This window comes from Pantoea sp. V106_11 (assembly GCF_029967885.1).
GTDB lineage: Bacteria > Pseudomonadota > Gammaproteobacteria > Enterobacterales > Enterobacteriaceae > Pantoea > Pantoea ananatis.
Genome location: NZ_JASCAK010000021.1, coordinates 20,715 through 31,589 on the forward strand (window position 1 = coordinate 20,715; position 10,875 = coordinate 31,589).

Consider the following 10,875-nt stretch of genomic DNA (forward strand, 5'->3'; position numbering starts at 1 on the left):
CGGCTTTATATTCATGGTGTTACGCTATTCACGCCACAAAATATGGCACAGCTTGTGATCTTTTTCGCGACACAACAGCACGCGCGCAAAAACATCAGTAATAGGTTCGCCATCCGCTTCGCCCAGACCGATCACCACTTCTGAGAAAAAATCTGGATTCAAATCGAAATCCACATGATCCTGCCAGTCATCGGAAGGGTCAAACAGCTCTGCGCCACCACGCTCTTCAAACTGCAGGTTGAAAAGAATGATATCGGCCGGATCAAGATTATCGCCAGCCAGTTCAAGAAAAATGTCATAGGCCTGTTCCAGCGTTTCGTCTTCTGTCAGGCGGTTGTTCAGATCCATGCTCAGTCCCGTTTATCTAAGGGCAGTTCGTAATTTCGCTCGTTTTACAGTAAAGGGCTGAAGAAGTAAAACAGTCGTTCGACAATCCGCTGCCACCAGGCACGTTTTGCCCAGCGTTTAGGATCGAGCAGACGCGAACGGGCAATATAGTCATCCTGCACGCAGGCCAAATCGCTGCCGAATCCGGCATCATCGACAGCCAGGGTAATTTCGAAATTCAGCCACAGGCTACGCATGTCCAGGTTAACGGTTCCCACCAGGCTCAGTTGACCGTCCACCAGCACGCTTTTGGTATGCAGCAGGCCATCTTCAAACTGGTAGATTTTTACTCCTGCCTCAAGCAGCTCGCCAAAGAAGGAGCGGCTGGCCCAGCCGACCAGCAAAGAGTCATTGTGAAGGGGAACCACAAGACTCACGTTAACGCCCCGCATGGCCGCCGTGCAAATGGCATGAAGCAGATCGTCACTCGGCACCAGATAGGGCGTGGTCATGATAAGCTGCTCACGCGCTGAATACACCGCCGTGAGCAGAGCCTGATGAATCAAATCCTCCGGAAAACCGGGACCGGAGGCGATAACCTGCACCGTGTGCCCACTTTCCTGTTCAAAGGGCATGATATTGCGGTCTGGCGGCGGCGGCAAAATACGTTTACCGGTCTCAATTTCCCAGTCACAGCTGTAGACAATTCCCATGGCGGTGGAAACCGGACCTTCCATGCGCGCCATCAGGTCAACCCACTGGCCAACGCCGGCCTCTTGTTTAAAAAAGCGCGGATCAACCAGGTTCATGCTGCCGGTGTAGGCAATATAGTTGTCGATCAGCACCATTTTACGATGTTGACGCAGGTCCATACGGCGCAGGAATACGCGCAACAGGCTCACCTGGAGCGCCTCAACGACGTCAATGCCTGCATTACGCATCATGCCCACCCAGGGGCTTCTGAAGAACGCCACGCTGCCCGCTGAATCCAGCATGAGGCGGCAGTGAACGCCGCGGCGTGACGCGGCCATTAACGACTCGGCGACCTCATCCGCCAGCCCGCCCGGATTCCAGATATAGAACACCATCTCGACATTGTGGCGAGCCAGCTGGATATCGCGAATCAAGGCTTTCATGACGTCATCAGAGCTGGTCAGAAGCTGCAACTGATTGCCTTTTACGCCCGCAATGCCCTGGCGGTTGTTGCACAGTTGAAACAGCGATCGTGCGACGTCGCTGTAATCTGTCGCGAAAATTTCGCTGCGTTTCTTTAAATCATTTAGCCAGCGAGCGGTGGAAGGCCACATGGTACGTGCGCGTTCAGCGCGGCGCTTACCCAAATGTAATTCGCCAAAGGACAAGTACGCGATGATGCCAACCAGCGGCAGAATAAAGATAATCAGCAGCCATGCCATCGCTGAGGTAACGGCCCGTCGCTTCATCAGGATGCGCAGCGTGATCCCGGCAATCAGTAACCAGTAACCAAACAACAGCAACCAACTGATAAGCGTGTAAAACGTGGTCATTAAGTGGACATCCTGTTCGCGCTTGAGTCAGAGAAGTTTACGTGGAGATGAGGGGGAGCGAAACCCTTAATAATAGCGGCGTTTCAATGAGAGATCCGATTTGGCATTCGCTCAGAGATCTTTATAATGCGTGCGCGTGAGTTTGATGCCAGAGAGGAAGTGATGAGACGAAGCAGAAACGAAGTGGCCCGCTGGAGAATGTTACGTCAGGTACAGCGCAGACGTTCACGCTGGCTTGAGGGGCAGTCACGTCGCTATAAACGGATTCACGGAATTCGCCATCAACTGGCGCAGCAGCAGCGTCGTTCGATTCTGTTTATCACACAAAATCTGTAATCGATCAGCCGCCCGGCGCGGCTGAGACATTAATGCCCGGTCATCAATAACTTGACGTTCACCAGCTGTACCGCAGCGGCCAGGACGATCAGCATGACGATCAGGTGCTTTTTATTCCGCCAGCCGTGTTTTCGCCACAGATAAAGCGCCGCACCTACTAACAGCATAATCACCAGCAACAGGGTGATAATAATCGATTGCATAAAATATCATCTCGAAAAAAAAGCTTCTGAGCGGCTGCCCGGAAGCTCTTTTTTGGCTGCGGAGTTAAATCAGAAGACGCGCTTAAACGGCTTAACGCTAACCTGCTTGTAAACACCGGCGGCGATGTAGGGATCGTCTGCAGCCCAGGCCTGCGCCGTTTCCAGCGAAGGGAATTCGGCGACGACGGTGGAACCGGTAAAGCCCGCGACGCCCGGATCGTTACTGTCGACCGCAGGCATAGGACCGGCGACGATTAACCGACCTTCTTCATGTAACAGCTTCAGACGTGCCAGGTGAGCGGGGCGCACGGCGTTGCGTTTTTCCAGAGAATCGGCGTTATCTTCAGCATAAATGACGTAAAGCAATTGGGCGCTCCCATTAACTCTTAAATTTGGCAACACGGTAAGGGATAGTTAAGTAGAGTGCAAACGAAACCTTGCGTCAATGGCCTCTGCAGCATATTGGGCTAAACAGGCTTTTTTAGCCGCAAAACAAGGAGGTTATTGAAACTGATTGCTATTTGCATTTAAAATCGTGACTTGATTTCACTACTGCGATTGCTATGACCACGCTGACTATGCCCTTACCAAAACGCACGCCTGTCGCCATGATCTTGTCTGTTGCACTGCACGGTGCAGTCATTGCGGGTGTTCTTTATGCGTCTTTTCATCAGACCATTGAGTTACCTAAAGCATCACAGCCGATTAGCGTGACGATGGTTGCACCGGCCGTTCAGCCAGAACCTGCAATCGCCCAACCCGCGCCGCAACCGACGCCTCAGCCAGAACCGGAACCCGTACCGGAGCCTCAACCTGCGCCAGAGCCGCCAAAAGCCGAACCGGTGCCGATCCCCAAACCTGAACCTAAGCCTAAGCCTAAGCCAAAGCCCCGTCACGAGCCTAAGCGTGAACAACCCAAGCGCGAGGTGAAACCGCGTCAGGACGTGAAACCGCAGGCAAATCCGTTCAGCCATGATACGGCCGCCACCCAAAGCAAGCCTGCCACCGCGCCAAAAAGTACGCCGTCGGCAGCACCCACGCAAAGTGTTTCCTCCGGGCCCAAAGCGCTTAATATCAGCAAGCCGTCTTATCCGCCACGGGCGGCGGCCTTGCGCGTTGAAGGACGCGTCAGGGTAAAATTTGACGTAGACAGCGACGGCCGGGTCGATAATATCGAAATCCTTTCTGCCGAACCGCGCAATATGTTCGAACGTACCGTTAAGCAGGCCATGCGAACGTGGCGTTATCAGAGTGGAAAACCGGGCAGCGGCCTGACGATGAATATCGTATTCAAAATTAACGGCGGGGCCAGCATCGAATAGCCGGAGAAAGGCTGTCTGAAGGGCGCTTGTGGCGCCGTGAGCGATCGCAACCTGCGCGTCGCGCACGGCAACAGGGAATTATCTGCAGGGCAGATTCAGCACCGAAAACCTGTTATCAGGCAGGGTAGGACTGGTTATCCCGTCCTGCTGGCAGTTGGCGAGGATGCCCCTCGTTGTCCACCGCGACGTAAATAAACACGGCTTCGGTAGCACAATATGTCTGCCCGATAGGTTCAGATGACACCTTCTTGATCCATACCTGAACGTTAATCGTCATCGAGCTGTTGCCGGTCCGGATACAGTGCGCATAGCAACTGACGACATCGCCCACTGCGACGGGTTTTAAGAAGGTCATACCATCAACGCGTACGGTGACGACGCGGCCTTCAGCAATCTCTTTAGCCTGGATCGCGCCACCCATATCCATTTGTGACATTAACCAGCCACCGAAGATATCGCCGTTAGCATTTGTATCCGCTGGCATCGCCAGGGTGCGCATCACCATTTCGCCCTTGGGCAATTTATGTTTATCGTCCATTGCTCTGGTTTCTTAAGTCTGAGAGAGACGTTGCCCGCCTGAGCGGACAACAGGTTTATTTTTGTTCTTGTTGCGGCATCTTACGCCAGATATAGACGCCGCTCAGCAGCGTAAACAGCAGCGTAAGGCCGGTCAGTCCAAACACTTTGAAGTTAACCCAGACTGACTGAGGTAACCAAAACGCAACATATATGTTTGCCAGACCACAAATCAAGAAAAACAGCGCCCAGGCGATGTTGAGATTTCGCCAGACGTGGTCAGGCAGTTCCAGCTCTTTACCCAGCATGGTCTGTATTAACGGCTGTTTCATGAACCACTGGCTGAACAGTAACGCCAGCGCAAACAGGGTATAGATGACGGTGACTTTCCACTTAATAAATTCATCATTATGGAAAACCAGCGTCAGCGTGCCGAAGACGGCCACCAGAACGAAGGTGAAAATCGTCATTTTCTCAAGCTTGCGATACAGCACCCAGCTCGCAACCAGCGCCAGTCCGGTCGCGACAACCAGCGCGCCCGACGCCACAAAAATGTCGTACAACTTATAAAAAATAAAGAAAACAACAAGGGGGAGAAAGTCGAGTAGCTGCTTCATAGTCATTCCAGTTAAGGCTGCATGGCCTGCCAGTGCGCCGGAAGGCGCACGGACAATCAACGTAACAGCATATAAAGCCGGTACAAATAAATCACCAACAGGGTCGAAACCAGGTTACCGATGGCGGTGAAAATCACCGTTGAAACATTCATGGGCAACAGGGTTAATGAGGTAAAGAAAAACATCACGGCGAGCTTAGCCAGTAACCATACGATAATGGCAGGGGCAATCAGCTTCACGTTTTTCCAGGCCATTCGCATGCTGGCGCGCATTGCGGCGATAACGCCGAGTTTTTCACTCGCCAGAATGATTGGCGACAGCGACAGCACAATGGTCAGCAATACGCCCGGAACCACCAGTACCATAAAGCCCAGCTGCGCCACCAGGGTAACGAGAAACGTCAGCAGCAGTAGCTTTGGCAGCAAGGGTGCAGAGGCGCCAATCGCTCGCAGCGCACTTACGCGTTGGCCTGACGAAACCAACGGAATCAGGCACAGCATACCGCCCAACAGCAGCGTATTCCCCACCAGCCCCGCAAACGTTCCCGCTGCAGAAGCGCGCAGCAGCACCTGTTGCTGTTCGGGTGACATGCTCTGCACCATATCGAACAGCGAGGTACTGCTAATTTCGCCTTGCTGCAATATCGCCATTTGATCGTCACCGGGCGTCAGAACGTGTAACAGCATGACCGTGACAAACGCGGTCAGCAGCGACATCAGCACCAGGGTGAACAATTGATGACGAAAAAAATTTCCAGTGTCACGGTATAACGAGCTTGCCGTGATAGACATGTACTCTCCTTGAAAGAACCGGGTTAATTAACCCGGCGATTGTACATGTTCTGACGGCTCGCTGGCACCCGCAACCCGATAACTTTCTGTCATATCAGGTAAAGATGGGTGAAAAAGTGCGGGAAGGCCAAAGCGCGCTCTGGCCCGGTCGCAGCCTTCGTTCCAAACCCCCTGTTCTCCAGACATCTCAAACTCACGGCAGGGCGAAGGCCGGTTTTCATAGATACTGCACGAAACACAGCCGCCAATATCGCCCTTGAGCGCGACACAGCGCGGTGTGCGATCGTTCGTGCCGCGCATATTCCGCATTAACAGACTCAGGGGCTCCGTTAATTCCGTGGGCACCAGCCCCCCGGCGTCATCGGCTTCTGCCCAGTAAAAAGAGACGCGAAAGTGGGCACAACAGGCACCACAGCTAATACAAGGGTTGAGAGTATCGCTCATTTGATCGCCCGCCACCTCTGAGGCATCGAAGCAAAACAGTCCGGGGAGATCAGCAAAGTAATGCGGCGTTACGGTTTCGGCAAGGGATATTTAGCGGCCACCAGAGCACGCAAAATTGATTTGAATCAATTCATTGTTTTTTAAATCATTTTTCCGGGTTGATTTAGATGCAATTGACAATGAATCGCGCTAAATCTGTGCGGACAAAAAAATGATTCAGTGCAGGCATTCAATTTCTCACAGGAGTGAATATGAAACTGGCTAAATGCGCCATGCTGCTGGCGCTTGCATTACCGCAATTTGCGTTGGCTCACCAGGCGGGCGATTTCTTTGTCCGTGCAGGAAGTGCCACAGTCCGACCCACCGAAGGCTCAGACAATGTGCTGGGAATGGGGCCGTTTAGCGCAAGCAACGACACTCAGCTGGGCTTAACCTTTACCTATATGGCCACTGATAATATCGGGGTTGAGCTTCTGGCCGCCACGCCGTTTCGTCATAAAGTCGGGCTGGGCCCAACCGGCACCCTGGCGACGGTACGTCAGCTGCCGCCCACGCTGATGGCACAGTACTACTTTTTTGACAGCCAGAGTCAGGTGCGTCCCTATGTGGGCATCGGCGTTAACTACACCACCTTCTATGATGCCGATTTTAACCAGACCGGACGGGATGCGGGCTTGAGCGATCTCAGCCTGAAGGATTCGTGGGGCGTTGCCGGGCAGGTGGGGCTGGATTACCAGATCAACCGCGACTGGATGCTGAACGCTTCCCTGTGGTACATGGATATTGATACGCAGGTGAAATTCAAAGCGGGCGATCAGCAGCAGAATATCCATATGCGCGTGGATCCTTGGGTGTTCTTCTTTGGCGCAGGTTACCGTTTCTGATAAAAAAAAGGGCCACGTCAACGTGGCCCTAGATTTTTTAACCGACGTTATTTAATTTGCATGTTATTAACGACGGATCTTACGCCTGCCACGCTGCGGGTAACCTGTACGGCATGGTTAGCCATCTGCGGCGAGCTGACAAAACCGCTGAGCTGCACTTTACCCTTAAAGGTTTCAACGTTGATTTCAGTCGATTTCAGCGACTCATCTTTTAACAGTTCTGCTTTTACTTTCGTGGTGATGACGGTGTCATCAATGTAACCGCCGGTGCCTTCTTTAGTTGGCGTTGGCGCACAGGCGCTCAGTGTTAATGCAACAACAGCCGCGACCATGGCACTTGCCAGCACTTTAAACCATTTCATTGCTTCTCTCCCTGTCACAAATTGGATGCGACGTTACCATAACGGCGCCTGTTAATTGTGGTGCAGAAAATCCGAAATTAGCAAACCGGGAATGAAAAAAAACAGGGAAATCATGCCTTACCGGGCGGTAAGGCATGTGGGGAATTAGCGGGTGGCGGCTTTCATTCTTGAGACAAAGTCTTTTAATTCATTCAGCATCACTTCGGGCTGAGCCAGGTTTTTCTCGATAATTTTTACTACGGCAGAACCTGAAATCGCCCCAGCCACGCCTGCATCAATGACTTCTTTCACCTGAGAAGGTTCGGAGATGCCAAAACCTTGTAAGGATGGCGGCGCATTGTACTCACGCATTTTATCGATCAAATGCTTTAGAGGCAGGTTGGCGCGATTTTCAGCACCGGTAATGCCAGCTCGTGAAAGCACATAAATGTACCCACGACCATGTGAAGATATTTGTCTCAGAAGTTCATCATCTGCATTTGGCGGGCAGAAGAAAATAGGGGCGATGTTGTGGCGCATGGCAGCCTGGCGGAATGGGGCAGACTCTTCTACGGGAACATCACCAATTAATACGGAATCAACCCCTGCTTGTTCACAGCGTGTATAAAACTCTTCGATGCCATTGTTAAAGACTAAATTCGCATACATCAGCAAGCCAATCGGCAGTTCAGGGTATTTCTGGCGTACGCTTGCAATTATCTCAAAGCATTGTGTTGTGGTGGTGCCAGCGGCAAAGGCGCGAAGGCCTGCGCCCTGAATAGTTGGTCCGTCAGCGAGCGGGTCAGAGAAGGGAATACCGAGCTCAAGAGCATCAGCGCCACCTTCAACAAGGGCATCAATAATGCGTAGTGATAGGTCTGGAGAAGGATCTCCCAGAGTAATGTAAGGCACAAACACGCCTTCTTTCTTCTCTGCCAGACGTGAAAACAGTCGATCGTAACGTTCCATCAGATTTCTCCCTGCGCAGTCAGAATATCGTGGACGGTGAAGATATCTTTATCACCGCGACCCGAAAGGTTGACGACAATCAACTGCTCTTTCTCGGGTTCTGCCTTAATCATTCTCAGCGCGTGGGCCAGCGCGTGCGCCGACTCCAGGGCAGGAATGATACCTTCGGCGCGGCACAGCGTTTTAAAGGCAGCAAGCGCTTCATTGTCGGTTACCGAAACATAGTCAGCCCGACCAATACTGTTGAGGTGAGCGTGCTGAGGACCGACGGAAGGAAAGTCGAGTCCGGCTGAAATTGAGTATGACTCTTCAATCTGCCCTTCGTCAGTCTGCATCATCGGGGCTTTCATACCGAAGTAAATGCCGACGCGGCCGTGCTTCAGTGGTGCACCGTGTTCGCCGGTTTCAATCCCGTGTCCGGCCGGTTCAACACCAATCAGCTTCACCTTCTCTTCGTCGATAAAGTCGGCAAACATACCGATGGCATTGGAGCCCCCGCCGACGCAGGCGATCACGGCATCCGGCAGGCGACCTTCCTTTTCCAGAATCTGCTTTTTGGTCTCTTCACCAATCATGCGCTGAAACTCACGCACAATCGTCGGGAACGGGTGCGGACCCGCCGCAGTGCCCAGCATATAGTGAGCGGTTTCATAACTGCCTGACCAGTCGCGCAGCGCTTCGTTGCAGGCATCTTTCAGCGTGGCAGAGCCGCTGTGCACCGGGATGACCTCGGCGCCCATCAGGCGCATACGAAAGACGTTCGGCGACTGCCGCTCTACGTCTTTGGCGCCCATATAGATGCGACATTTCATGCCCAGCAGCGCGCAGGCAAGGGCAGAGGCGACGCCATGCTGGCCTGCACCGGTTTCGGCAATGATTTCGTTTTTGCCCATGCGCTTAGCCAGCAGAGCCTGCCCTAACACCTGGTTGGTCTTGTGCGCGCCGCCGTGCAACAGGTCTTCGCGCTTTAAGTACAGGCGGGTTTTCGACCCTTTGGTCAGATTACTGCACAGGGTTAAGGCTGTGGGGCGGCCAGCATAATTTTTCAGCAGATCGGTAAATTCAGCCTGGAATTCCGGATCTTTTTGCGCGCTGACAAAAGCTTCTTCTAGCTGTTTCAAGGCCGGCATCAAAATCTGCGGCACATACATGCCGCCGAAGTCGCCAAAATAGGGATTAAGTAAGGTCATGTTTTGCTATCCTTTTTTTTGGCCCGTCAACACACGGGCCAGGTCAATCAGTAGGCGCGAAGCGTCCGGAATACCGAGGCAATTTTGCTGGCGTCTTTAATACCCGGCTCGCTTTCCACGCCCGAATTGAAATCCAGCCCTGCACAGCCTAACTGAGCGGCTTCGACGCAGTTGTCAGCGCTCAGTCCTCCTGCCAGCAGAACATTCTTCAGGTCCTGTCCTTTTAGCAGCGACCAGTCAAATGTCTGGCCCGAGCCACCGTTGCCGTTATCGAAGACATAGCGGTCAACATGGGGCCAGCGACGTTCGGGCAGGGCCGTCTGGATGCTGAGCGCTTTCCAGATTTGCACGTTTTCTGGCAGCGCCTGATAAAGCTCAGCCACATAGGCCGGGTCTTCATCGCCATGCAGTTGCACGGCACTCAGCTGTAACGCCTCTGTTTTTGTGACAATGTCACTTATAGCGGCATCACGGAACACGCCAACATACTTTAGCGGTGCGCCAGCCATGACCGCGCGTGCACGCTCGGTATCAACCTGACGCGGTGAACCTTCAACAAAGATCAAACCACCAAAAATGGCACCTGCCTCGCAGGCCGCGCAGGCGTCCTCAGGACGGGTCAGACCGCAGACTTTATTGCTGCCCAGGGTGACGCGGCGCACGGCGGCATGAAGATCCTCTTCTTCCATTAGCGCAGAGCCGATGAGGAAACCATTCGCAAAATGGCTTAACTCGCGGACATCCCGATAGTTGTTGATGCCCGACTCGCTGATCACGGTGACGCCAGGGCCCAGGCGCGGGGCCAGTTCACGGGTCCGGTTAAGGTCGATGGAGAGATCGCGTAAGTCACGGTTGTTGATGCCGACCACTTTGGCTTCCAGCGCAATCGCGCGTTCCAGCTCCTGCTCGTTACTGACTTCAGTCAGGACGCCCATCTGCAGGCTGTGCGCAATGGCGGCCAGCTGGCGATACTGCTCGTCGTCAACCACAGAGAGCATCAGCAGGATGGCATCCGCCTGGTAGTAACGCGCCAGGTAAATTTGATACGGATCGATAATAAAATCTTTGCACAGGACCGGCTGCGTAATGGCCGCGCTGACGTCGGGCAAAAAGGCGAAGTCACCCTGAAAGTATTTCTCGTCCGTTAATACGGAAACGGCAGAGGCATAGTGGCGATAAACCCCGGCTATCATCTCAGGATCAAAATCATCACGAATAAGCCCTTTGGATGGAGAGGCTTTTTTGCATTCCAGAATAAAGGCAGTGCGGGTGCCCTGCAGTGCGTCATAAAAACTACGGCTGGAAAGCGCCACTCGCTGCTGGAAACTCTCCAGAGGTTGCTGCTGCTTACGCGCCTCAACCCAAACGGCTTTGTCTTTCACGATTTTATCTAACACTGTACCCTGCAT

The 10,875-nt window shown here is 53.1% G+C and carries 15 protein-coding genes; 3 read left to right on the forward strand and 12 right to left on the reverse strand.

Annotation, left to right across the window (positions count from 1 at the left end; translation table 11 throughout):
- Positions 1 to 24: 24 nt before the first annotated feature.
- A complete protein-coding gene (locus QLG08_RS04240; protein WP_196492568.1) occupies positions 25 to 354 on the reverse strand; it encodes an HI1450 family dsDNA-mimic protein in 330 nt (109 codons plus the stop codon).
- Positions 355 to 392: 38 nt separating this feature from the next.
- Positions 393 to 1,853 (reverse strand): cardiolipin synthase, encoded by a 1,461-nt coding sequence (cls, locus tag QLG08_RS04245; protein ID WP_013025958.1) that lies wholly within the window; start codon positions 1,851 to 1,853, stop codon positions 393 to 395.
- A gap of 162 nt (positions 1,854 to 2,015) precedes the next feature.
- Here cls and QLG08_RS04250 point away from each other — a divergent pair, with 162 nt between their 5' ends.
- Positions 2,016 to 2,189 carry a YciY family protein gene (locus QLG08_RS04250; protein WP_006119368.1) on the forward strand — a complete coding sequence of 58 codons (174 nt, stop codon included), beginning with the start codon at positions 2,016 to 2,018 and terminating at the stop codon, positions 2,187 to 2,189.
- Positions 2,190 to 2,218: 29 nt separating this feature from the next.
- Here QLG08_RS04250 and QLG08_RS04255 read toward each other — a convergent pair whose 3' ends face one another.
- Both QLG08_RS04255 and QLG08_RS04260 read right to left on the reverse strand, forming a co-directional pair.
- Positions 2,219 to 2,392 carry a hypothetical protein gene (locus tag QLG08_RS04255; RefSeq protein ID WP_013025956.1) on the reverse strand — a complete coding sequence of 58 codons (174 nt, stop codon included), beginning with the start codon at positions 2,390 to 2,392 and terminating at the stop codon, positions 2,219 to 2,221.
- A 69-nt stretch (positions 2,393 to 2,461) separates the two neighbouring features.
- The gene (locus QLG08_RS04260) at positions 2,462 to 2,758 is read right to left on the reverse strand and encodes a YciI family protein (RefSeq protein WP_014605725.1); all 297 of its coding nucleotides are present in this window, start codon (positions 2,756 to 2,758) and stop codon (positions 2,462 to 2,464) included.
- Positions 2,759 to 2,955: 197 nt separating this feature from the next.
- On the opposite strand from QLG08_RS04260, the gene tonB reads away from it, so the two are divergent.
- A complete protein-coding gene (tonB, locus tag QLG08_RS04265) occupies positions 2,956 to 3,714 on the forward strand; it encodes a TonB system transport protein TonB (RefSeq protein ID WP_013025954.1) in 759 nt (252 codons plus the stop codon).
- A 115-nt stretch (positions 3,715 to 3,829) separates the two neighbouring features.
- Here tonB and yciA read toward each other — a convergent pair whose 3' ends face one another.
- The 4 genes from yciA to QLG08_RS04285 are packed head-to-tail and all read right to left on the reverse strand — an operon-like array spanning position 3,830 to position 6,082.
- Positions 3,830 to 4,252, reverse strand: coding sequence for an acyl-CoA thioester hydrolase YciA (gene yciA, locus QLG08_RS04270; RefSeq protein ID WP_013025953.1), 423 nt, complete (start codon positions 4,250 to 4,252; stop codon positions 3,830 to 3,832).
- Between the two features lie 55 nt (positions 4,253 to 4,307).
- Positions 4,308 to 4,847: a septation protein A gene (locus QLG08_RS04275; RefSeq protein ID WP_014605727.1), complete on the reverse strand. Its 540-nt coding sequence runs from the start codon at positions 4,845 to 4,847 to the stop codon at positions 4,308 to 4,310.
- Positions 4,848 to 4,903: 56 nt separating this feature from the next.
- Positions 4,904 to 5,638 carry a YciC family protein gene (locus QLG08_RS04280; protein ID WP_013025951.1) on the reverse strand — a complete coding sequence of 245 codons (735 nt, stop codon included), beginning with the start codon at positions 5,636 to 5,638 and terminating at the stop codon, positions 4,904 to 4,906.
- Between the two features lie 27 nt (positions 5,639 to 5,665).
- Positions 5,666 to 6,082 carry a YkgJ family cysteine cluster protein gene (locus tag QLG08_RS04285; protein WP_015700210.1) on the reverse strand — a complete coding sequence of 139 codons (417 nt, stop codon included), beginning with the start codon at positions 6,080 to 6,082 and terminating at the stop codon, positions 5,666 to 5,668.
- Positions 6,083 to 6,333: 251 nt separating this feature from the next.
- Here QLG08_RS04285 and ompW point away from each other — a divergent pair, with 251 nt between their 5' ends.
- On the forward strand, positions 6,334 to 6,966 hold the full coding sequence (gene ompW / locus QLG08_RS04290) for an outer membrane protein OmpW (protein WP_014593818.1): 633 nt from the start codon (positions 6,334 to 6,336) through the stop codon (positions 6,964 to 6,966).
- Between the two features lie 47 nt (positions 6,967 to 7,013).
- Here the strand turns inward: ompW and QLG08_RS04295 are convergent, their stop codons facing one another.
- From QLG08_RS04295 to trpCF, 4 genes are all read right to left on the reverse strand, one after another.
- The gene (locus QLG08_RS04295) at positions 7,014 to 7,328 is read right to left on the reverse strand and encodes a BON domain-containing protein (RefSeq protein ID WP_014605729.1); all 315 of its coding nucleotides are present in this window, start codon (positions 7,326 to 7,328) and stop codon (positions 7,014 to 7,016) included.
- A 144-nt stretch (positions 7,329 to 7,472) separates the two neighbouring features.
- Positions 7,473 to 8,276: a tryptophan synthase subunit alpha gene (gene trpA, locus QLG08_RS04300; protein WP_014605730.1), complete on the reverse strand. Its 804-nt coding sequence runs from the start codon at positions 8,274 to 8,276 to the stop codon at positions 7,473 to 7,475.
- On the reverse strand, positions 8,276 to 9,466 hold the full coding sequence (gene trpB / locus QLG08_RS04305) for a tryptophan synthase subunit beta (RefSeq protein WP_013025946.1): 1,191 nt from the start codon (positions 9,464 to 9,466) through the stop codon (positions 8,276 to 8,278). Before trpB ends, trpA begins: the two co-directional genes overlap by 1 nt.
- Before the next feature lie 47 nt (positions 9,467 to 9,513).
- On the reverse strand, positions 9,514 to 10,875 hold the full coding sequence (gene trpCF / locus QLG08_RS04310; RefSeq protein WP_282472820.1) for a bifunctional indole-3-glycerol-phosphate synthase TrpC/phosphoribosylanthranilate isomerase TrpF: 1,362 nt from the start codon (positions 10,873 to 10,875) through the stop codon (positions 9,514 to 9,516).

What these genes read in the sequence shown, in the direction of transcription:
- trpA (WP_014605730.1), bottom strand. Translation starts at nt 8,276, where the DNA reads ATGGAACGTTACGATCGACTGTTTTCACGTCTGGCAGAGAAGAAAGAA.
- QLG08_RS04255 (WP_013025956.1), bottom strand. Translation starts at nt 2,392, where the DNA reads ATGCAATCGATTATTATCACCCTGTTGCTGGTGATTATGCTGTTAGTA.
- trpCF (WP_282472820.1), bottom strand. Translation starts at nt 10,875, where the DNA reads ATGCAGGGTACAGTGTTAGATAAAATCGTGAAAGACAAAGCCGTTTGG.
- QLG08_RS04295 (WP_014605729.1), bottom strand. Translation starts at nt 7,328, where the DNA reads ATGAAATGGTTTAAAGTGCTGGCAAGTGCCATGGTCGCGGCTGTTGTT.
- QLG08_RS04250 (WP_006119368.1), top strand. Translation starts at nt 2,016, where the DNA reads ATGAGACGAAGCAGAAACGAAGTGGCCCGCTGGAGAATGTTACGTCAG.
- trpB (WP_013025946.1), bottom strand. Translation starts at nt 9,466, where the DNA reads ATGACCTTACTTAATCCCTATTTTGGCGACTTCGGCGGCATGTATGTG.
- QLG08_RS04285 (WP_015700210.1), bottom strand. Translation starts at nt 6,082, where the DNA reads ATGAGCGATACTCTCAACCCTTGTATTAGCTGTGGTGCCTGTTGTGCC.
- cls (WP_013025958.1), bottom strand. Translation starts at nt 1,853, where the DNA reads ATGACCACGTTTTACACGCTTATCAGTTGGTTGCTGTTGTTTGGTTAC.
- QLG08_RS04275 (WP_014605727.1), bottom strand. Translation starts at nt 4,847, where the DNA reads ATGAAGCAGCTACTCGACTTTCTCCCCCTTGTTGTTTTCTTTATTTTT.
- QLG08_RS04280 (WP_013025951.1), bottom strand. Translation starts at nt 5,638, where the DNA reads ATGTCTATCACGGCAAGCTCGTTATACCGTGACACTGGAAATTTTTTT.
- tonB (WP_013025954.1), top strand. Translation starts at nt 2,956, where the DNA reads ATGACCACGCTGACTATGCCCTTACCAAAACGCACGCCTGTCGCCATG.
- ompW (WP_014593818.1), top strand. Translation starts at nt 6,334, where the DNA reads ATGAAACTGGCTAAATGCGCCATGCTGCTGGCGCTTGCATTACCGCAA.
- yciA (WP_013025953.1), bottom strand. Translation starts at nt 4,252, where the DNA reads ATGGACGATAAACATAAATTGCCCAAGGGCGAAATGGTGATGCGCACC.